Consider the following 20919-nt stretch of genomic DNA (forward strand, 5'->3'; position numbering starts at 1 on the left):
AAAAGATGGACGCGATCTCCAAAACCGAGCGACGGAAGCAATCCCTGTCGGTCGTCCTGTCGACCTATGGACCGGGTCTGCTGGTGACGGCCGCCGTCGCCATGGCTGCGCAGTTCCTGTCGGAGCATTACGGGGCGCCGGCGATGCTGATGGCGCTGCTGCTGGGGATCGCCTTCCACTTCCTGGCGGAAGAAGGCCGTTGCGTCGCGGGCATCGAGCTTTCGGCAAAGCTGGTCTTGAGGATCGGTGTGGCGCTGCTCGGCATGCGCATCAGCGTAGACCTTCTGATCGGCCTCGGCGGCGGCACCATTCTGCTGCTCGTCTCGGCGATCGTGGCAACCATCCTGTTCGGCCTCGTGGCTGCCCGCCTGCTTGGCCGGGGGTGGCGTCTCGCGCTTCTCACCAGCGGCGCGGTCGCCATTTGCGGCGCCTCGGCCGCCATGGCCATCGCCGCCGTGCTGCCCCGCAACGAGTTTTCCGAGCGCAATCTGATCTTCACCGTGCTGTCGGTGACCGTGCTCAGCACGCTTGCGATGATCGGTTATCCGATCGTCGCCGAGTATCTCGGGCTCGACGGTCAGGCCACCGGCATCTTTTTCGGCGGCACCATCCATGATGTCGCCCAGGTGGTGGGAGCCGGCTTTTCGGTCTCGCCGGAGGCGGGCGAGACCGCGACGCTCGTCAAGCTCATCCGGGTGACGATGCTGGCGCCGGTCGTCCTGATCTTTTCCCTCGTCCTGCGCGGCGTTCCGCAGGAGGGCGCGTCGATCGGAAAGCGCGCGCCGCTCGTGCCGGGCTTCGTCCTGGCGTTCCTCGTTCTCGCGGGCTTCAATTCCGCCGGGCTGGTGCCGGTGCTCGCAAGCGAGGTCGGAATGGCGATATCGAGATGGGCGCTGCTGGCGGGCATCGTCGCCGTCGGCATGAAGACGTCGCTGCGCCGCGTCCTCGAAGTTGGCGGAGATGCCGTTGCGCTCGTCGTGGCCGAAACGCTGTTCATCGCCGTCTTCATCCTCGCCGGCATGTACTATCTGGGACACAGCTGATGAAACCTCTCGATCGCATCATCGACGCCGCAAGGAAAGCGCCGCGGCACGTCGTCCTTCCCGAAGGCGAGGACCCCCGGATCGTCGCCGGCGCCGTGCAGGCGAGGCGGGAAGGCCTGGCGGCGATTACGCTGGTCGGAAACCGCGAGGTGATCACGCAGAGGCTCGCAGCCCTGGACGCGATCCCGCAGGAATTCCGGATCGAGGACCCGGCGTGCTCTCCGCTTACCGATGATTTTGCGACTGCCTATCTCGAACGCAGAAGGAGCAAAGGTGTCGATGCGGCCGCGGCTCGGGCGGCCGTCCTTTCACCGCTGACCTTCGCCGCGATGATGGTGCGCGAAGGAATAGCCGATGGGACTGTCGGCGGCGCGGTCGCGACGACCGCAGACACGGTTCGTGCCGCATTGCAGGTGATCGGCAGGGCGCCCGGCGTCGGGCTCGTCTCCAGTTTCTTCCTCATGATGCTCTGCGAGCCCCATCACGCGCGGAAGGGCGCCTTCGTCTTTGCGGATTGCGGCCTGGTCGTGGACCCGGACGCAGCCGGTCTCGCCGACATCGCGCGCATGTCGGCCAAGTCCTATGAAATGCTTGCAGGAGAACGGGCGAAAGTCGCGATGCTCTCTTTCTCGACAGGCGGCAGTGCCGCTCACGAGCGCGTTTCGAAGGTCGTCGAGGCGACCGGCATGGCGCGGCGCGCCGAGCCCGATCTTATCATCGACGGCGAATTGCAATTCGACAGCGCCTTCGTCGAGGCCGTCTGTCTGACCAAGGCGCCGCATTCGGCGCTGCGCGGGGAGGCCAATGTCTTCGTGTTCCCGAACCTGGACGCGGCCAATATCGGCTACAAGATCGCCCAGCGGATCGGCGGCGCGACGGCAATCGGCCCGATCCTCCAGGGACTTTCACGGCCCGCCAACGATCTTTCGCGCGGCTGCACTGCGGCCGACGTCTTCCATATGATTGCCGTGACCGTCGTTCAGGCCGCATGACCTCCGTTTCGCCGTGCCGCCTTACGGCTCACAAAACATCACAAATCGCAAATTATGCACCGAATCGCAGCCGTCCTGCACCGCGCGCTTCATGTCCGCGACGTGGCTTGCGGCGCGCCACAAATATTGCAACATTGTCCGCATGTCCAAATTGCCGAACACCCGGGCGCTCGCGCCCCGCCGCCACGAAGAAATATTGAGGCGCGTCGCTTCCGAAGGCTCGGTGAGCATTGCCGAGCTTGCCGCCTATTTCGACGTCTCGCGCGAAACGATCCGCCGGGACATGAAGTTGCTGGCGGATCGCGGCCAGCTCGATGTCGTGCATGGCGGCGCCACACTGTTCGAAGCAACCGAGCCGGCGCTGGTCCTGCGAAGCGGGGAAAACGCCGCTGCAAAGGCAGCGATCGGCCGCAAGGCGGCCGAACTGGTCAAGGACGGCATGGTGGTCTTCCTCGATTCCGGCACGACGACGCTGGCCGTCGCGCATGCATTGAGCGGTCTGCGTGACCTGACCGTCTGCACCACCGGCCTCGCCATAGCGCTGCACATGTGCCGCCAGCCGCAAGTCCGGGTGCATATGCTGGGCGGCGAGATCGACCCTGCCGAGGAGGCGGCAGTGGGCCTCGACGCGCTGGAGGCAATCGGCCGCTTCCGAGTGGACATCGCCTTTCTGGGCGGGGGAGGACTTTCTCCTGACGGCGAGGTTACCGACTTCACCCGCAACGGCGCCGAGCAGCGCTCGCGCATGATCGCCATGGCGGGCAAAGCCTACTTCGTCCTCGACAGTTCGAAATTCGGACGGCTGACTCCCCTTCGCATACCCGGGTTCCATCAGGCGGCCGGTGTGATCGTGGATACGCCGCCGCCCCCGACGATCTCGGAAGCACTCGGGCGAAAAGGCCCGCGCCTCGTCGTCGCCGCAGAGTGATGTTGCATTTTGTTGCATTTGTTGTTGCATTCTGTGACTCCGTGACTATGCTGACACCAGTCCATTGGGAGGTCGGTTCATGGCGCAGGAATTTCCAACACAGGCGCGGGTCGTCATCATCGGCGGCGGCATCATAGGCTGCTCGGTCGCCTATCATCTCACGAAGCTCGGCTGGACCGACGTGGTCCTGCTGGAGCAGGGGCAACTCAGCGGCGGGACCACCTGGCATGCGGCCGGCCTTGTCGGGCAGTTGCGTAGCCATGCCAACATGACCGGCCTCATCCGATACTCGACGCAGCTCTACAGTGAGCTGGAGGCAGAGACGGGCCTTGCGACGGGCTGGAAGAATTGCGGCTCGCTCGCCGTTGCGCGCACGAGCGATCGCATGACCGTGCTGAAGCGGACCGCAGCCTCGGCGCGGGCGCAAGGGGTTGCCGTCGAGGTGATCTCACCGCGGGAAGCCGCCGATCTCTGGCCGGTGATGGCGATGGACGATCTCGTCGGAGCCGTCTGGCTTCCGGGAGACGGCAAGGCCAATCCGACGGACCTCACCCAGTCGCTGGCGAAGGGGGGGCGCAACCACGGCGCCCGCATTATCGAGCGCGTGCGCGTGACGGGCATCACGGTCAAGGACGGGACGGTGCGTGGCGTCGAGACCGACCGGGGGGATATCGCCGCCGAAATCGTCGTCAATTGCGCCGGCCAGTGGGCGCGCAAGGTCGGGCTGATGTGCGGCGTGACGGTCCCCCTGCACTCGGCCGAGCACATGTATATCGTTACCGGCAAGATCGAGGGGGTGCATCCGGACCTGCCGGTGCTGCGCGACCCGGACGGCTACATCTATTTCAAGGAGGAAGTCGGAGGTCTCGTCATGGGCGGCTTCGAGCCGGAAGCTAAGCCCTGGGGCATGAACGGCATTCCGGACGACTTCGAATTCGCCTTGCTGGCCGATGATTGGGGCCAGTTCGAGATTCTGATGCAGAACGCGCTCGTGCGCGTGCCGCAGCTCGAAACGACCGAAGTCAGGAAATTCTACAACGGCCCGGAGAGCTTCACGCCGGACAATAATTTCATTCTCGGCGAGGCGCCGGAACTGCGGAATTTCTATGTCGGCGCAGGCTTCAACTCCATGGGCATCGCCAGCGCGGGCGGCGCCGGGCGGGCTCTCGCCGAATGGATCGTCAACAGTGCGCCGACGATGGATCTCTGGCCGGTCGACATTCGCCGCTTCGCGAGCTTCAACAACAACCCGCGCTGGCTGCACGACCGGGTGAAGGAAACGCTCGGACTGCACTATGCGATGCCATGGCCGAACCGCGAGCTGCACACGGCGCGTCCATTCCGGCGCTCGCCGCTCTACGACCGGCTTGCCTCCAAGGGTGCATGCTTCGGTTCGAAGATGGGATGGGAGCGCGCGAACTGGTTTGCCGAAGCAGGCCAAAGATCGGAAACGGACTATGCCTTCGGTCGGCAGAACTGGCATGAGGCGGTAAAGCGGGAGATGAACGCGACGCGACAAGCTGCTGGGATATTTGATCAAACGTCATTTTCCAAACTGCTTGTGCAGGGGCGGGACGCAGCGAAGGCGCTCAACCGCATCTGCGCCGCGGACGTCGATGTCGGGATCGGCCGGTCGGTCTATACGGGCATGCTCAACGAACGGGGCGGCTATGAAAGCGACCTGACGGTGATGCGGCTCGCCGCCGACCGGTTCCTCATCGTCACCGGATCGGCGCAGGCGGTGCACGACGCCGATTGGATCCGCAGGAACACCTCACCGGACGCCCATGTCACCCTCACCGACGTGACCTCGGCTTACGCGGTGCTGGCGCTGATGGGACCGAATGCGCGCGACATACTCGGTCGGATCACCTCCGCCGACCTCTCGAATGCGGGCTTTCCCTTTGCGACCATCCGTGAGATCGACATCGGCTATGCGACGGCCTACGCCAACCGAATGACCTATGTCGGCGAACTCGGCTGGGAACTGATCGTGCCCAGTGAATTTGCCGTGGGCGTCTACGAGGCGCTGCACCAGGCGGGGCGCGATCTAGGGCTCGTCGATTGCGGCTATTACGCTCTCGAGGCGCTCCGCATCGAGAAAGGCTTTCGCGCCTGGAGCCGCGAATTGACGCCCGACATCAATCCTCACGAAGCGGGGCTCGCCTTCGCCGTATCGTTCGACAAGCCGGGCGGCTTCATCGGCCGCGAGGCTTTGATGCGGGCAAAGCACGCCGGCGCCCCTGTCAGACGCATCGTGCAGTTCACCCTGGATGATCCCGAGCCGATGCTTTGGGGCGGGGAACTCATCCTGCGTGACGGCAAACCTGTCGGCGAAGTCCGCTCAGCCGCCTATGGCCACACGCTTGGCCTCTCGGTCGCACTCGGTCTCATCGAGGATCGTGGAGGGGTCGATCGGGAGTTCATCGCAAGCGGAAGTTTCGAGATCGATCTTGCCGGTGAGCGCCACCCGGCAACCGCTCACCTGAAGTGCCCCTATGACCCGAAGTCGGAGCGCGTGCGGGCGGATGCCGGGGAGCCGCGAGCCGCCGCCTGAAGCGGGCTGCTCCAATCACCTCTCCGCCAGCGAGCGGGCAATCTCGAAGAAGGCGCGCACGAGCTTTCCGCCGCTGCGCTCCTTCAGGCAGATCAACGCCTCGTCCATCAGCATTTCGGCGCCCACGATCTCGATCGGCGCGAGACGTCCGTCCCGGCCGAATTCCGCGGCTGAGACGAAGCCTACCCCGGCACCGGCCGCGACGATCTCCCGCACGGCCTCCCGGCCTTCCGCTTCGATGGCGGACTTCAGGGCGACGCCGGCGGCGGCTGCGAAATCCTCGAGCTTCTGCCGCGTCTTCGAACCGCGCTCGCGCATCACCAGCGGCTGGCCCGAGAGTTCCTCGAGACTGACGGTACTTCGCCGGGCGATCGGATGTTCGGTCGATGCGAAAGCGATGATCGGCGTCGAGTTCAGCTTGACGATGTCGAACTCCCGGCTTTCGGGAACCTCGCCGAGCACGCCGATGTCGGCCTCGTAGGAATAGAGGCTGGTGATGACCGTTTCCGTGTTGCCGGCCCTCAGGGAGATCTGAACCGACGGATATTTCTGACGAAAGGCCGCGAGGATGTGAAGCAGATGGTGGGCGGCGTCGGCAACGATGCGAAGCGTGCCGGCCCGCAATGCGCGCGATTCCGAAAGCAGATCGAGCGCCTGCTGCTCGGTGTCGAACATGCGGCGGGTGATCTCCAGCAGCTGGTGACCGGCCTGGGTCAGCGTCACCTGTTTCTTGTTCCGGTTGAAGAGGAGCACGTCATATTCCTCTTCCAGCTTGCGCACCTGATCCGACACGGCCGGCTGCGTCAGGAACAGCGCCTCTGCCGCACGGGAGAAGCCTCCACAAACCGCAACATTGTGGAACGCGCGAAGCTGGACGTAACGCATGGGCCCTCCCAATCATAAGCTGATCTAATCAAACGATAGAAACGAACGATTTGATTTATGTAAAGGGAAAAGTGACGGTCTTCGGATTGGTTTCCGGAGCGATTGAAAATGACTCTCGTTGCCCTCTCGCTGCATCTCGCCGGCGCGACCGTACTGCTGCTCTACGCGGTGCATCTCGTCCGCAGCGGCGTCGAGAACGCCTATGGCACGTCGTTGAAGCGTGTGCTTGCAAGGGGAGGGGAGCGACGCATTTACGCCGCCGCGAGCGGCACGGTCCTTGCAGTCCTGTTGCAAAGCTCGACCGCCGTGGCAATGCTCGCCTCCGGTCTTTCGGCGAGCGGCTATCTTACCCTGAACACCAGCCTTGCCGTCCTGCTGGGAGCGGATCTCGGCTCGGCGCTGGTGGTTCGTGTTCTTTCGTTCGACCTGGGCTGGCTGTCGCCGCTCCTGCTTGCGGCCGGCGGGCTGCTTTACCTGAAGGGCAGAAGCGACAAGCCCCGCGAACTCGGCCGCATGCTGCTCGGCATCGGCTTCGTCCTCATGTCGCTGAAGCTGATCGGCGAGGCGACCTTGCCGTTGAAGCAGAGCGACGTGTTGCCCGCCGTCGTCGGCTATCTCGCGGAGGACCAGGTGACGGCCTTCGCGGCGGCGATGCTCTTCACCTGGATCGTGCATTCGAGCGTCGCGGTCCTGATCCTCATCCTGGGTTTTGCCGCACAGGGACTTTTGCCGGTCGAGGCAGGTCTGCCGCTGATCCTCGGCGCCAATCTCGGCAGCGGGTTGATCGCCATGTGGCTGACGCGCGGGTTTTCAGCCGAGGCGCGGCGCGTCGCGGCCGGCAATCTCCTCTTCCGGGCTTTCGGCGCCGCGATCGCCTTGCTGGTGATCGGCCCCTTCTCGGCAGAACTTCAACATCTTGGCGCCACCGCGGCGGAGCAGCTCGTTCATTTTCATCTGGCCTTCAACGCCTGCCTCGTGATCTTTTGCCTGCCGCTCTCGCAGCTTGCCGCCAGCGCCGTTACGTCGCTCATCAAATCGGATCTCAAGAGCTCCGAAGACAGCGACACGCTTGCGCGACGAATCAGCGCGCTCGACCAGGCTCTGCTCGACAGCCCCGACGCGGCCCTCGCCGCCGCGACGCGCGAGGTGCTGTTCATGGGCGAGGTGGTCGAGCGGATGCTCTGTCCGGTGATGGAGCTTCTGGAGCATCCGAGCCCGGCGAAGATCGAGGAAATCCGCCGGCTCGACGGATATGTCAACCGCGCCCACCGCGACATCAAGCTCTATCTCGCAGCAATCCATCGCGGCGTGCTCGACGAGCGTCAGTCGCGGCGGGGTGTAGAACTCATCGACATCGCCATCAATCTCGAACATGCCGGCGACATCGTATCCAAGACCCTGGTCGAAATCGCCCGCGACAAGCTGGAGAACGGCAACAACTTCTCCGACGAGGGCTGGACCGAGCTCAAGGCGCTTCACGCCAGCGTGCGCGACAACATGCGTCTCGCATTCAACCTGCTGGTGTCGGATGACCCGGTAATGGCGCGAAAGCTCGTCCGGGAGAAGGAGCGGGTACGCGCGCTCGTGCGGGAAAGTCACGAACGGCATCTGGCGAGATTGCGGGCCGGGCGCGCGGAAAGCGTCGAGTCCAGCAACATGCACCTCGAAGTCGCGCGGGCACTCAAGGAGGTGAACTCCCTCCTGGCCACGCTCGCCTATCCGATCTTGAAGCAGCGAGGGGATCTGCTCGAGAGCCGGCTTGCGCTCGTCAAAGGGTGATAAGCTAAATCGATGTATCAATATGAAATATCGATTTTACAGATACATTCGAGATCGCCATCCTCGCCCTGTCCCGGCAGTTCTCAAAGGAGAGAAACCAGATGCCCGCAGATGCAAAGACGAATGACGTTCTCGAAGCGCCGAGATTGGGTGAGCCGTACCTGCTGACGCCTGGACCGCTGACCACCGCCTTTTCCGTAAAGGAGGCGATGCTGCGCGACTGGGGGTCATGGGACGGTGACTTCCGGGGCATGACGGCCGAGTTGCGTCGCGAACTGCTTGCGATTGCCGGAGACGAGAGCGGCCAATACGATTGCGTCCCCATGCAGGGCAGCGGCTCCTTCTCCGTGGAAGCCATGCTCGGCAGCTTCATTCCCCGCGACGGCAAGGTTCTGGTGCTGATGAACGGAGCCTACGGTCAGCGCATCGCCCAGACGCTCAAATATCTCGGCCGTGCTCACGTCTCGATCGACAAGGGCGACTATATGCCCCCGCGCGGCAGCGAGGTTGCGGCCGCTCTCGATGCAGATCCGGCAATCACCCATGTCGTGGTCGTCCATTGCGAGACGAGTTCGGGCATTCTCAATCCCCTCAAGGAGATTTCCGAGGCAGTCTACAGCCGCGGCCGCAAGCTGCTGGTCGACAGCATGAGCGCCTTCGGCGCGGTGCCCGCCGGTGTCGGCGATTTCCGTTATGAGGCGATCGTTTCCTCCGCCAACAAATGCATCGAAGGCGTTCCGGGTTTCGGCTTCGTCATCGCGCGCAAATCGGAACTGGAGGCTGCGAAGGACCGCAGCCACTCGTTGAGTCTCGACGTCCATGCGCAATGGGCCTACATGAACAAGACGGGTCAATGGCGCTTTACTCCGCCGACCCATGTCGTCGCCGCCTTTCTCGAGGCGCTGCGGCTGCATCGCAAGGAAGGCGGCGTTGCCGGACGCGGCGCGCGTTACGCGAACAACCGCGACGTCATGGTCGCCGGCATGCGCCAGCTCGGCTTCGAGACACTGCTTGGTGACGAATGGCTCTCGCCCATTATCGTGACCTTCTTCAGCCCCGCCCATCCGAACTTCAAGTTCGAGCGCTTCTACGAACTGATGAAGGCGAGGGGCTTCATCATCTATCCCGGCAAGCTCACCGTCGTCGACAGCTTCCGGATCGGCTGCATCGGCCAGATGGACTCGCATGTGATGCAAAAGGTGGTCGCCGCCGCCGCCGAGAGCCTCGCGAAGATGAGGGTCGACACCGCCACCCCGCCGGCGCTCGCGCTCGCCGAGCGCGCCCGCCTCGCCGCCTGACCGATCACCCCTCCAGGAGCACAACAGATGAACCAGATGTCCAAGATTTCGGTGACGGTGAATGGCCGCCGCTATCCGTGGCCCCGCGTACCGGCAATTGCGGTCTGCCTCGACGGATGCGAGCCGGCCTATCTCGATGCAGCGATCGACGCCGGGCTGATGCCCGCGCTGAAACGCATCAAGGAACGGGGCGCCGTGCGTCTGGCGCACAGCGTCATCCCGAGCTTTACCAATCCCAACAATCTCTCGATTGCAACCGGCAGTCCGCCGGCGGTGCACGGAATTTGCGGGAACTACCTCTACGAGCCGTCGACGGGCGAAGAGGTGATGATGAATGATCCGAAGTTCCTGCGCGCGCCCACCATTTTCCAGGCTTTCTATGATGCAGGCGCCCGGGTCGCGGTCGTCACGGCGAAGGACAAGCTGCGGGCGCTGCTCGGAAAAGGGCTCCGTTTCCACGAAGGTCGCGCCGTCTGCTTCTCGTCCGAAAAATCGGACAAGGCGACCCGCGCGGAGCACGGAATCGACAATGCTTCCGCCTGGCTCGGCCGGCCGGTTCCCGAGGTCTATTCGGCAGCGCTTTCGGAATTCGTCTTCGCTGCGGGCGTCAAGCTGCTCAGGGAGTTTCGTCCCGACATCATGTATCTGACGACGACCGACTATGTTCAGCACAAATATGCTCCCGGCGTCCCGGAAGCCAATTCCTTCTACGAAATGTTCGACCGGTATCTCGCCGAACTGGACGGGCTCGGAGCAGCCATCGTGGTCACCGCCGATCACGGCATGAAGCCGAAGCACAAGGCGGACGGCTCACCCGACGTCATCTATGTTCAGGACCTGCTCGACGAATGGCTGGGCAAGGATGCGGCCCGCGTCATCCTGCCGATCACCGACCCCTATGTCGTGCATCACGGCGCGCTCGGGTCCTTTGCCACCGCCTATCTTCCGGACGGATGTGACCGCAGCGAGATCATGGCAAGGCTGAAAGCGATCCAAGGCGTCGACGTCGTGCTCGGCCGCGAGGAGGCGTGCCGGCGCTTCGAGCTGCCGGAAGACCGCATCGGCGACATCGTCCTCGTCTCATCCGAAAACAAGACGCTCGGCACCAGCGAGCACCGGCACGACCTGGCCGCACTCGACGAACCGTTGCGCTCCCATGGCGGGCTGACCGAGCAGGAGGTTCCCTTCATCGTCAACCGCGTGCTGCCCGAACTCCCGAACGCTCCCCGGCTGCGCAACTTCGATGCGTTTTTCTACGCGGTCACGGCGGCGGCCGAGGCCGGTGCGGAGGGCGGGCTATGACGAAGGCGGAGGTCACAATCGCGGTGCGCCACGAACCGATGCGAATAGCCGGCCGCCTTGTCGACACGGACGACCGCGTAGAAGTCCGCTATCCCTGGAACGACACTGTCGTCGGCACCGTACCCGCCGGCCGCGCCGAACACGCAAGAGAGGCTTTTGCGATCGCGGCCGCCTATCAGCCGAAGCTCACGCGCTACGAGCGACAGAAAATCCTGCTGGCGACCGCGGAGGCGCTGGCCGCCCGCAAGGAGGAGATTTCCGACGTCATCACGCTGGAACTCGGCATCTCGAAGGCGGACTCGCTCTATGAAGTCGGGCGCGCTTTCGACGTCTTTACGCTTGCCGGCCAGATGTGCATCCGCGACGACGGCGAGATCTTCTCCTGCGACCTCACGCCCCACGGAAAGGCGCGCAAGATTTTTACGATGCGCGAACCCCTGACCGCAATTTCGGCGATCACCCCGTTCAATCACCCGTTGAACATGGTGGCGCACAAGGTCGCGCCGGCGATTGCGACCAACAACTGCGTGGTGGTGAAGCCGACCGAGCTCACGCCGATGACGGCGCTGCTGCTCGCCGACATTCTTTACGAGGCCGGCCTGCCGCCGGAAATGCTTTCGGTCGTCACCGGCTGGCCTGCCGATATCGGCATGGAAATGATCACCAACCCGCATGTCGATCTCGTCACCTTCACGGGCAGCGTTCCTGTCGGGAAGCTGATCGCCGCCAATGCGCACTACAAACGCCAGGTACTCGAACTCGGCGGCAACGACCCGTTGATCATCCTCAACGACCTGTCCGACGACGACCTCGCCCGGGCCGCCGACCTTGCGGTCGCCGGGGCCACGAAAAATTCCGGCCAGCGCTGCACGGCAGTCAAACGCATTCTTTGCCAGGAGAGCGTCGCGGACCGTTTCGTGCCGTTGGTTCTCGAACGGGCGAAACGCTTGCGTTTCGGGGATCCGATGGACCGGTCTACCGATCTCGGGACCGTCATTCACGAAAAGGCGGCGGCACTTTTCGAAGAGAGGGTGATGCGTGCGGCGGAGGAGGGGGCCGACATTCTCTACCATCCCGGGAGAAGCGGCGCGCTCCTGCCACCGATCGTCGTCGATCGGGTGCCGCATCAGTCGGACCTCGTGCTGGAGGAGACCTTCGGTCCGATCATACCGATCGTGCGGGTTCCCGACGACGATGACGCAACGATCACCCTGTCGAACTCCACGGCCTTCGGTCTCTCCTCCGGCGTCTGCACCAATGATTACCGCAGGATGCAGAAATACATAGCCGGGCTGAAGGTCGGAACGGTCAACATCTGGGAAGTGCCCGGCTATCGCATTGAAATGTCGCCCTTCGGCGGAATCAAGGACTCCGGAAACGGCTACAAGGAAGGCGTGATCGAGGCGATGAAAAGCTTCACCAACGTCAAGACTTTTTCGCTCCCTTGGCCGTAAGGAAACTTGCCCCCGAGTAGTACTAGGGCATGTTCATATCTGCTCCTCTGGCGGGAGCCGTTGCCATGGGGAGAAACCGGCTTCCAGTTATGCGGTCTGCCGACGGCATCGCTTGGGAGAGGTGAAGGTCAAGCCGCTTGTCGTCTCCCCCCTTGTGGGGGCCTTGTGGGGGAGATGGCCGGCAGGCCAGAGGGGGTTGAACGCCAAACTCTGCAATGCCGCCGCAGACGAATTTGCCGCGAGCATACCCTGCAGCACTCCGAAGATGCAGTCATACGACTGCGTCACGTAGTCTTGATGGGCGAGCAGGAGAGCAGACCCCCTCTGGCCTGCCGGCCATCTCCCCCACAAGGGGGGAGAATACCTGCGGCGGGCCCTCGCTCCCGCTTCTGCGTTCTGCCCGTGGCATCGTTTTGGGCATGCGAAGGTCAAACCGTTTATCGTCTGCCCCAAGGCAATGGTCCCGCGGGAGGGTCAGATGTGTATATGCCCTAGTCCAGTAGTAGAGGAAGGGAGCGGCCCGATGGCCGCTCCTTTCGTCTCGAGACCCTGCGCGAAGCTATATAAGCTGGAACAATACTTATATAAAATAAATAGATTTTACTTATCGATCTATCCCCCGCAGATTTCCCAGGCAGGGCGGATTTCAGGGCGCGCAAGTCGCCGTTGCCGCCGCGAGAGCTTGCCAATTCGAATGCCAACAAAAAGGGGAATTAGCATGCCGTTTTCAAAGATCTTCCTGGGTGCGGGGACTGCCCTCATCCTCGCATCTTCCGCCGCCTATGCCGAAACCGAGCTCACGGTCTACACGTCCATCGAAGCGGTCGACCTCGACCGTTACAAGGAGACCTTCGAAAAGGCCCACCCCGACATCAAGATCAACTGGGTCCGCGACTCCACCGGCGTCATGACGGCCAAGCTTCTGGCGGAGAAAGACAATCCGCAGGCCGACGTGGTCTGGGGCGTGGCTGCGACATCGCTGCTGCTGCTGAAGTCAGAGGGCATGCTCGAACCTTATTCTCCGAAGAATGTAGAGGCGCTCGACCCGAGATTCGTGGACGGCGACAAGCCGCCGAGCTGGGTGGGCATGGACGCATATGTGGCGGCTCTCTGTTACAATACCGTGGAGGCCGGGAAGCTCGGCCTGACGCCGCCAACCAGCTGGAAGGATCTCACGAAGCCCGAATACAAGGGCCATGTCGTGATGCCCAACCCCAATTCCTCCGGCACAGGCTTCCTCGACGTCTCCGCCTGGCTTCAGACGTTCGGCGAAGAGGAAGCCTGGTCTTTCATGGACGCTCTGCACGAGAACATTGCCGCCTATACTCATTCGGGCTCCAAGCCTTGCAAGATGGCGGCATCAGGCGAAACAGTCATCGGCGTATCCTTCGAATTCCCGGGCGCCAAGGCCAAGACGTCGGGTGCGCCCATCGATATCATCTTTCCTTCCGAAGGATCGGGTTGGGAAGCCGAGGCCACGGCGATCATCGCCGGGACGGCCAATCTCGAGGCGGCGAAAACGCTGGTCGACTGGTCGATCAGCAAGGAAGCCAACGAGATGTACAATGTCGGCTATGCCGTCGTGGCTTATCCCGGGGTCGCAAAGCCGATCGAGAACCTTCCCGACGACGTCGCCGACAAGATGATCAAGAACGACTTCGAGTGGGCCGCAAACAACCGCGCCCGCATTCTGAAGGAATGGCAGAAGCGTTACGACGCGAAATCCGAGCCCAAGTCCTGATCCGCATGCATCTCCCGGGAACGTTCGGCGCTTGGCCACGAGCGTTCCCGTCAAGTCCATCGAATGCATATTGCCCAGGAGCTTGCGGATGAAACATGCAACAGCCCCCGCGGAGCCGGCCATGCCCGCCTCCGCTACCCGTCAGATCGAAGGACGGCCATTCCTCGAAATCGACGGCCTCTGGAAGGCCTATGGCGATTTCGTCGCGCTGCGCGACATCGACCTTCAGGTGAAGGAGGGCGAATTCATCTGTTTCCTCGGACCTTCCGGCTGCGGAAAGACCACGCTACTGAGGGCCATCGCCGGCCTCGACATCCAGTCGCGGGGCACCATTTGCCAAGGCGGACAGGATATTTCGAGGTTGCCGCCGGCGCAGCGGGACTATGGCATCGTCTTTCAGTCCTATGCGCTCTTCCCGAATCTTACCATCGAGAAGAACATCGCCTTCGGGCTCGAGAATATCGGCCGCCCGCGGCGCGAAATCGCCTCACGCGTTTCTGAGCTTCTGGAGCTCGTCGGTTTGAGCAGCCAGGGCCGGAAATACCCGGCCCAGCTATCCGGCGGACAGCAGCAGCGCGTGGCTCTTGCCCGCGCCATGGCGATCTCGCCGGGCCTGCTGCTTCTCGACGAGCCCCTGTCGGCGCTCGACGCCAAGGTGCGCGTGCATCTGAGACACGAGATCAAGGAGCTGCAGCGCAAGCTCGGCGTCACCACGATCATGGTCACGCACGATCAGGAAGAGGCGCTCGCCATGGCCGACCGCATCGTCGTCATGAACCAAGGCGGCATCGAACAGGTAGGTACGCCGACCGAGATCTATCGCCACCCGAAGACACTCTTCGTCGCCGACTTCATCGGAGAGACCAATCAGTTCCCCGCAACGGTCGGGAAGGGGGCGCAGGTCGAGATCGGGCACACGCGATTTGCCTGTGCCGAGCACCGGCTGCCATCAGGTGCATCGGTCGTAGCCGCTGTCCGGCCGGCCGATATCATCCCGCACGGCGCCGCCGCCCATCGGGCGACCGGGCTCGATGCCGTAGGCAATGCGGACAATCTCATCGACGCGCATGTGGAGGATATGGAGTTTCTCGGCATGTTCTGGCGCACACGGCTCTCGGCCCCGCGCCTGAAAGAGAAGGCGCTCGTGGCGGACTTCTCGACGAACGCGGTTCGCCGCCTGAGCATCGAGATCGGCAGCGCCATCCAGGTCGAAATCCCGCAGGAACGCCTGCTCCTTTTTGCAAAGGCCTGACGCGAATGACGCTTGCTGTCGATTTCCTTCCGCCCGGCCGAGCCGTTCGGCAGCAGATTTCCGGCGATGACTGGCTCAAACGCGCAGTCATGCTCGTCGTCGGCATCTATCTGGTTGTTGCACTTGCGCTACCGCTCTTCGTGATGCTGTCGAAGTCGTTCTCCACCTACACGTTCGATCTCCACCAGTTCGAGTTCCAGGTGAGCGACCAAAGCGGGCAGGGGTGGAGCGATCCCGTTACCGCCGCGGCGCTCAATGCCGCCGTCGCCGCCTTCCCGGAAAGCGACCTCAAGGCCAGCGCCGACGGGCGGCTGCAGGCGGCGAAGCTTTTCCCGGATTTCAGCTTCCGCAGCCCCGTCAGATATCGCATCCGCGGCACGAGCGACGAGACGCACTTCCTTGCCGGTTCGCAGCTGGTGCGCGGTACCGAGTGGCAGGAATATGACAGCAACAATTTCCGCCGGGTGATGCTGCGGCCCTCGCGCTCGATCGGGCTCTCCAACTTCGCCGAGTATTTTTCAACGCCTTCTCTGGTCCGTTCGATCAAGAATTCGGTGACGATGGCGCTGATCAGCACCGCAGTCACGCTCGTCGTCGCTTTCGGGCTCGCCTATGCCCTGAACAGGAGCCGGATGCCGGGGAAGGGGCTGTTCAAGCTCATCGTCACGATCCCGATCCTCGTTCCGTCCCTCTTGCCGGGCATCGCGCTCGTGTACCTGTTCGGCAACCAGGGCGTCTTCAGGGATCTGCTGCTCGGCCATTCGATCTATGGCCCGCTCGGCATCGTCGTGGGCTCGGTATTCTTCACGCTGCCGCACGCCTTTCTGATCATATCGACGGCGCTCTGGGTCGCCGACGCCCGTCACTACGAGGCGGCGACGTCGCTTCGCGCAAGCAAGTGGCGGACCTTCTGGACGGTGACCGTGCCCGGCGCCCGATACGGTTTGATCTCCGCCGCCTTCGTCGTCTTCACCCTGGTCATAACCGATTTCGGCCTGCCCAAGGTCATCGGCGGGCAATATGGCATGCTTGCCGTCGACATCTACAAGCAGGTCATCGGCCAGCAAAATTTCGAAATGGGCGCCGTCGTCTCGGTCATTCTGCTCGTTCCGGCATTTCTGGCCTTCGCGGTGGATCGCCTGACACAGCGCCGGCAGGTGGCCCTGCTGTCTGCGCGCGCCGTACCCTATGAGCCGAAACCGCGGCGCGGCTTCGATGCGGCATGCTTTGCTTTCTGCACGCTGGTCGCAGTCTTCGTGCTCGGCATGATCGGCATGTGCCAGGTCGCGGCGCTCGTGAAGTTCTGGCCCTACGATCTCAGCCTGTCGCTGCGCAACTATGCCTTCGATCTCATGGATGGCGGCGGCTGGGACTCCTATTACAATTCGATCCGGCTCGCTCTCATGACGGCTGTCATCGGCTCACTGATCGTGTTCACCGGCGCCTACATGGTCGAAAAGACCAAGGGCTTCGGGCTCGGCCGGGCGACATTCCATATGCTCGCCATGCTTCCGATGGCCGTGCCGGGCATGGTGCTGGGTCTTGCCTATATCTTCTTCTTCAACAGTGCCGCAAACCCGCTTCACGGCATCTACGGCACGATGACGATCCTGGTGCTGTGCACGGTCACGCATTTCTACACCGTCGCCCATCTGACGGCGCTCACTGCGCTGAAGCAGCTGGACCCGGAGTTCGAGGCGGTGGCGGGTTCTCTGAAGATTCCTTTCTACAAGCTCTTCTTCCGGGTCACACTGCCGGTTTGCCTCCCTGCCGTGCTGGAGATCGCGATCTATCTCTTCGTCAACGCCATGACGACGGTCTCGGCGGTCGTGTTCCTCTATGCCACGGACACCAAGCTCGCCTCGGTTGCGATCCTGAACATGGACGATGCGGGCGACATAGCCCCGGCGGCCGCGATGGGCATGATGATCTTCTACACCAATGTCGCGGCAAAACTTCTTCACGCGTTTGTATCGCGGCTTCTTCTTGCCCGCACACAGGGCTGGCGGCGTGTATCGCAGAGTGCAGCGGCTACCGTTCCGCACTGACCGCCGAGCCGGCTAACGTGACGTCACCCCCGCCTTTGTGGGGGTGACAAGTCGAAGTTTCCAATCTCATTATTTCGGGTGGGGCTGACGGGCAGGCGCACGCCATGCGTGCGGGGTGGAAAATTGGCAGCTGCAGAACGGCACAGCCGTAAATGCGCACAATCGTCAGAGAGGGAAGCTTACGATGCCGAACCCTAGCCAGACCAGCGACAATTGGTGGATCAACGATCAGACGCCGGATAACCCTTACGGCAAGAGCGAGGACTATGAGTCTTTTCTCGACTACCTTGGGGCGTTGCCCCGCAGTCTGACGCCGGAAATGGCTGCGGGAACGCTGAGGATCAACGTTTACGAGCTCAACGATCACCCCGAGTACAAGGCCGCCGCGATAGGCGCCTTGCAGATGTGGGCATCCGTCACCCCACTGAAGTTCGAGATCGTCGACGACACACCGTTCGACAGCACGACGGACTGGATGGAGGTCGTCAGCCCCGAGCTCGGCGAGGAGGACGATGGCAGCGCCTATTCGAGCAACCGTTATGTCAGCATCGGTCAGCGTTTCCACGACACGGAACCCAATAAGACGGATATCGGCGGCTATGTCTTCGATTCCTTTATCCATGAGTTCGGCCATGAATTCGGGCTGAACCATCCCGGGCTCTACAATTACAGCGGTCCCGGCGGCGTGCAGATCAACTACCTGAACAATGCGACCTGGACCTATGATCGCCAGCAATACAGCGTCATGTCCTATTTCGATGGGATCGATGTCGGGGAAACCAGCCGCTGGTCTGCCTCGACCCCGCTCATGGCCGACATAGAGGCCGTCATCCGCCGCTTTTTCTCAACCGTCGACGAGAATGGAGTGCGTACCTATCAGCACATCGACCTCAACACAGGGGACAATGTCTACGGCTTCGGGAGCACGCAGTACGGCTACCAATTGACCTCGTCCGGCATGCAGCACGACATCGGTTTTGCCATTCATGACACCGGCGGGGTCGACACGATCGACTTCTCCGGCTCGACCGCGGGTACGATCCTCGACTTGCGCGCCGGACAGTTCTCAAGTGTCAACGGTCACAGCAATAATGTGTCGATCTTCGCCGGCCACAATGCGGATGCGGCGGACTATTACATCGAGACGGGGATCGGCAGCAGGTTTGACGACATCCTGATCGGCAATGACGGCGCCAACACCCTGGACGGCCGGAGCGGCGGCGACCGCATGGCTGGCAACGGCGGCGACGATACTTATTTCGTCGATTCGCTGGAGGACATCGTTCGTGAGGAGGCCAATGGCGGCAACGACACGGTCATCCTCCTGTCCAGGAACCTGAAAATCAGGAAAATCGCCAACGTCGAAAACATCATCTACGCCGACGAGTCGACAACCCAGCCGGGCGGCGGCGGCGCGTCTCCGCCCATCGCCGGGGACAACACGATGACCAGCATCATCTTCGGCGGCAACGGAAATGATACGCTCGACGGCGGCGCCGGCGACGACACGATTTTCGGCAAGGGAGGAGACGACCTGATCATCGGCGGCCGCGACTCGCTCGCCAGCCGCGATATCAACAACACGATCGATGTCGAAGATCTTGAAGACCAGACCGAAAGCGACGATGGCAACGATACGCTCTACGGCGGCGGCGGCAATGACACCATTCTTGGCGGCCAGGGCAACGATATTCTCGACGGGGGCGCCGGCGACGATGTGCTGAGCGGCCAGGACGGCGTGGACATATTCAGGGGCGGGGCAGGCGTCGATACTGTCGATTTCAGCAAGGAGAGCCCTTTCCAACTGCTCGTCAACCTTGCCACGAATGTCGCCAGCGGCGGCACCGCCTCAGGCGACACTTTCCACAGCATCGAAAACCTGATCGGTTCCGATGACCGCATCGACCGCTTCATCGGCACATCCGCCGCAAATCATTTCTGGGGCCAAGGCGGCGGGGATTATTTCAATGGCGGCGGCGGCAATGACATTCTGGATGGCGGCAACGATGGCGATATCCTGTATGGCGAAGCCGGCAACGACACGGTCATCGGTGGCGCCGGTCAGGACTATCTGGATGGTGGTTCCGGTATCGACACGGTCGTCTATGCGGGCAGCCCGGACGGCGTGACGATCGATCTTGCCAACGGCACGGCCAGCGGCGGCGACGGTGATGGTCCGGTGCAAATCGTCGGCCGAGGCGCAGTCATCCGGCACGATATTCTCGTCGGCTTCGAAAATGCCGCCGGTTCATCGTTCGATGACCATCTCATCGGCAATGCCCTGGCCAATGAGCTCTCCGGCGGTGCTGGCGACGATACGCTGACCGGCGGCGGCGGCGCCGACAGATTGAACGGCGGCGCCGGCAGCGACACGGCGGACTACGCTGACGCGACGAGCGGCGTGAGGCTCAGTCTCGCTGGAGGCAGGTCCGGCGGAGATACATATGTCTCCATCGAGAATCTTGCGGGGTCGGGATTCGGCGACCGGCTGACCGGCAACGGCGCAGCCAATGTGTTGACCGGCCAAGGCGGAAACGACACGATCGACGGCGGCCGCGGTGACGACACCCTGCTCGGCGATTTTGCCTATCAGGGGGACGCGCCGCCGCGTCCGGGCATGGGAAGCGGCTACGCCACGCTTGGACCGGACGCGGCGAACAACTCCATCGCAGCCGCGTTCGACATTTCCAACAACTTTTCCCTGACCAGCGACCCCGATATCTTCGATTCGACAACGATCCTTCATACGACCGTCAACGCCACCGGAAACGGCCGGGGCGGGTACTACAAGATCGATCTGGCGGCCGGTACGGTCATTACGATCGACATTGACGGAATTGCCGATCCGAATGTCCATGACAGCTGGGTCAGGCTGCTCGACAGCGCCGGCAACATCGTCGCTCAGAACGATGACGGCGGCGGCGACCCCGGCTCTACAAGCAACCGGGATTCCAGCCTGGTATTCGTAGCTCAGGAGACCGGCACCTATTACATACTGGAAGGCAGCTGGTCACCGACGGCGCCGGGCGATGGCTGGGCGGAAGCCGTGCCGGCAGGCTCGACATATGAGTTGAACGTATCGGTCGAGTTCCCCCCTCAGCCGGCCCAGCCGGGTGTTGCGGGATCCGACACGCTCATTGGCGGCGGAGGCAGCGATCTGCTGGACGGCGGTCTGGCGGCCGACACGCTCACCGGCGGCGCGGGAGAGGATACATTCCGCTTCTCGACGGCGCTTGGAAACGGCAATGTCGACTGGATCAAGGACTTCAATGTCATCGACGACACGATCCTGCTGGACAACCTCATCTTCGAGAGCGTGGGTGGCGAAGGCGCTCTCGCCCTGGGTGCATTTTACGGGAGTGCGGGGGGCGTCGCCCATGACGCCGACGACCGCATCATCTACGATGCCGATAGCGGCGTCTTGTCCTATGACGCCGATGGCGCCGGAGAAATCGCGGCGATTCAATATGCGCAGCTGAGCACAAATCTGAAGCTTTCGGCGGCCGACTTCATTATTATCTAACCTGATAGTGGATGGGGCGCTTTCAGGCGCCCCATCCACTGCGTCGTGCATCCTTTCGAATTACAAGCCGAGCGGTAGTGCCGCTACCGTAGGGGTTTCGCGGGGCGTCCATGGGAG

At 62.7% G+C, this 20919-nt stretch carries 13 protein-coding genes; 12 read left to right on the forward strand and 1 reads right to left on the reverse strand.

Annotated features, from left to right (window positions below; translation table 11 throughout):
• Window positions 1-5: 5 nt before the first annotated feature.
• The 4 genes from M1D43_RS21945 (at window position 6) to M1D43_RS21960 (ending at window position 5520) form a co-directional block, all read left to right on the forward strand.
• Complete coding sequence (locus M1D43_RS21945) at window positions 6-1043, forward strand: YeiH family protein (protein ID WP_017263877.1); 1038 nt, start codon at window positions 6-8, stop codon at window positions 1041-1043.
• Entirely contained in the window at window positions 1043-2035 is a 993-nt protein-coding gene (pta, locus tag M1D43_RS21950) for a phosphate acetyltransferase (protein WP_010975816.1), read from the forward strand. The genes M1D43_RS21945 and pta overlap by 1 nt, the downstream gene beginning before the upstream one ends.
• A gap of 142 nt (window positions 2036-2177) precedes the next feature.
• Window positions 2178-2963 (forward strand): DeoR/GlpR family DNA-binding transcription regulator, encoded by a 786-nt coding sequence (locus M1D43_RS21955; protein WP_033053044.1) that lies wholly within the window; start codon window positions 2178-2180, stop codon window positions 2961-2963.
• 79 nt (window positions 2964-3042) lie between these two features.
• Complete coding sequence (locus M1D43_RS21960) at window positions 3043-5520, forward strand: GcvT family protein (RefSeq protein ID WP_027990784.1); 2478 nt, start codon at window positions 3043-3045, stop codon at window positions 5518-5520.
• Between the two features lie 15 nt (window positions 5521-5535).
• On the opposite strand, the gene M1D43_RS21965 is transcribed toward M1D43_RS21960, so the two are convergent.
• Complete coding sequence (locus tag M1D43_RS21965; RefSeq protein ID WP_498814235.1) at window positions 5536-6405, reverse strand: LysR family transcriptional regulator; 870 nt, start codon at window positions 6403-6405, stop codon at window positions 5536-5538.
• 108 nt (window positions 6406-6513) lie between these two features.
• On the opposite strand from M1D43_RS21965, the gene M1D43_RS21970 reads away from it, so the two are divergent.
• The 8 genes from M1D43_RS21970 to M1D43_RS22005 all read left to right on the forward strand — a co-directional run bounded on the left by M1D43_RS21970 (window position 6514) and on the right by M1D43_RS22005 (window position 20802).
• A complete protein-coding gene (locus tag M1D43_RS21970; protein ID WP_014527146.1) occupies window positions 6514-8184 on the forward strand; it encodes a Na/Pi cotransporter family protein in 1671 nt (556 codons plus the stop codon).
• 101 nt (window positions 8185-8285) lie between these two features.
• On the forward strand, window positions 8286-9482 hold the full coding sequence (locus M1D43_RS21975; protein WP_014527145.1) for a 2-aminoethylphosphonate--pyruvate transaminase: 1197 nt from the start codon (window positions 8286-8288) through the stop codon (window positions 9480-9482).
• Window positions 9483-9509: 27 nt separating this feature from the next.
• On the forward strand, window positions 9510-10784 hold the full coding sequence (gene phnA / locus M1D43_RS21980; protein WP_014530373.1) for a phosphonoacetate hydrolase: 1275 nt from the start codon (window positions 9510-9512) through the stop codon (window positions 10782-10784).
• Window positions 10781-12238: a phosphonoacetaldehyde dehydrogenase gene (gene phnY, locus M1D43_RS21985; protein WP_027990785.1), complete on the forward strand. Its 1458-nt coding sequence runs from the start codon at window positions 10781-10783 to the stop codon at window positions 12236-12238. The genes phnA and phnY overlap by 4 nt, the downstream gene beginning before the upstream one ends.
• Before the next feature lie 718 nt (window positions 12239-12956).
• Window positions 12957-13979, forward strand: coding sequence for a putative 2-aminoethylphosphonate ABC transporter substrate-binding protein (locus M1D43_RS21990; RefSeq protein WP_010975825.1), 1023 nt, complete (start codon window positions 12957-12959; stop codon window positions 13977-13979).
• An 88-nt stretch (window positions 13980-14067) separates the two neighbouring features.
• Window positions 14068-15231 carry a putative 2-aminoethylphosphonate ABC transporter ATP-binding protein gene (locus tag M1D43_RS21995; protein WP_014527142.1) on the forward strand — a complete coding sequence of 388 codons (1164 nt, stop codon included), beginning with the start codon at window positions 14068-14070 and terminating at the stop codon, window positions 15229-15231.
• Window positions 15232-15236: 5 nt separating this feature from the next.
• Window positions 15237-17279 (forward strand): putative 2-aminoethylphosphonate ABC transporter permease subunit, encoded by a 2043-nt coding sequence (locus M1D43_RS22000; protein ID WP_014527141.1) that lies wholly within the window; start codon window positions 15237-15239, stop codon window positions 17277-17279.
• A gap of 184 nt (window positions 17280-17463) precedes the next feature.
• Window positions 17464-20802, forward strand: coding sequence for a M10 family metallopeptidase C-terminal domain-containing protein (locus tag M1D43_RS22005; RefSeq protein WP_015243022.1), 3339 nt, complete (start codon window positions 17464-17466; stop codon window positions 20800-20802).
• The last annotated feature ends 117 nt before the right edge of the window (window positions 20803-20919 follow it).

It is taken from the genome of Ensifer sp. R1-3 (assembly GCF_056739175.1).

Coding starts and splice junctions, on each gene's coding strand:
- M1D43_RS21945 (WP_017263877.1), top strand. CDS start 6: ATGGACGCGATCTCCAAAACCGAGCGACGGAAGCAATCCCTGTCGGTC.
- M1D43_RS21990 (WP_010975825.1), top strand. CDS start 12,957: ATGCCGTTTTCAAAGATCTTCCTGGGTGCGGGGACTGCCCTCATCCTC.
- M1D43_RS21955 (WP_033053044.1), top strand. CDS start 2,178: ATGTCCAAATTGCCGAACACCCGGGCGCTCGCGCCCCGCCGCCACGAA.
- phnY (WP_027990785.1), top strand. CDS start 10,781: ATGACGAAGGCGGAGGTCACAATCGCGGTGCGCCACGAACCGATGCGA.
- phnA (WP_014530373.1), top strand. CDS start 9,510: ATGAACCAGATGTCCAAGATTTCGGTGACGGTGAATGGCCGCCGCTAT.
- M1D43_RS21970 (WP_014527146.1), top strand. CDS start 6,514: ATGACTCTCGTTGCCCTCTCGCTGCATCTCGCCGGCGCGACCGTACTG.
- M1D43_RS21995 (WP_014527142.1), top strand. CDS start 14,068: ATGAAACATGCAACAGCCCCCGCGGAGCCGGCCATGCCCGCCTCCGCT.
- M1D43_RS21975 (WP_014527145.1), top strand. CDS start 8,286: ATGCCCGCAGATGCAAAGACGAATGACGTTCTCGAAGCGCCGAGATTG.
- M1D43_RS21960 (WP_027990784.1), top strand. CDS start 3,043: ATGGCGCAGGAATTTCCAACACAGGCGCGGGTCGTCATCATCGGCGGC.
- M1D43_RS22000 (WP_014527141.1), top strand. CDS start 15,237: ATGACGCTTGCTGTCGATTTCCTTCCGCCCGGCCGAGCCGTTCGGCAG.
- M1D43_RS22005 (WP_015243022.1), top strand. CDS start 17,464: ATGCCGAACCCTAGCCAGACCAGCGACAATTGGTGGATCAACGATCAG.
- M1D43_RS21965 (WP_498814235.1), bottom strand. CDS start 6,405: ATGCGTTACGTCCAGCTTCGCGCGTTCCACAATGTTGCGGTTTGTGGA.
- pta (WP_010975816.1), top strand. CDS start 1,043: ATGAAACCTCTCGATCGCATCATCGACGCCGCAAGGAAAGCGCCGCGG.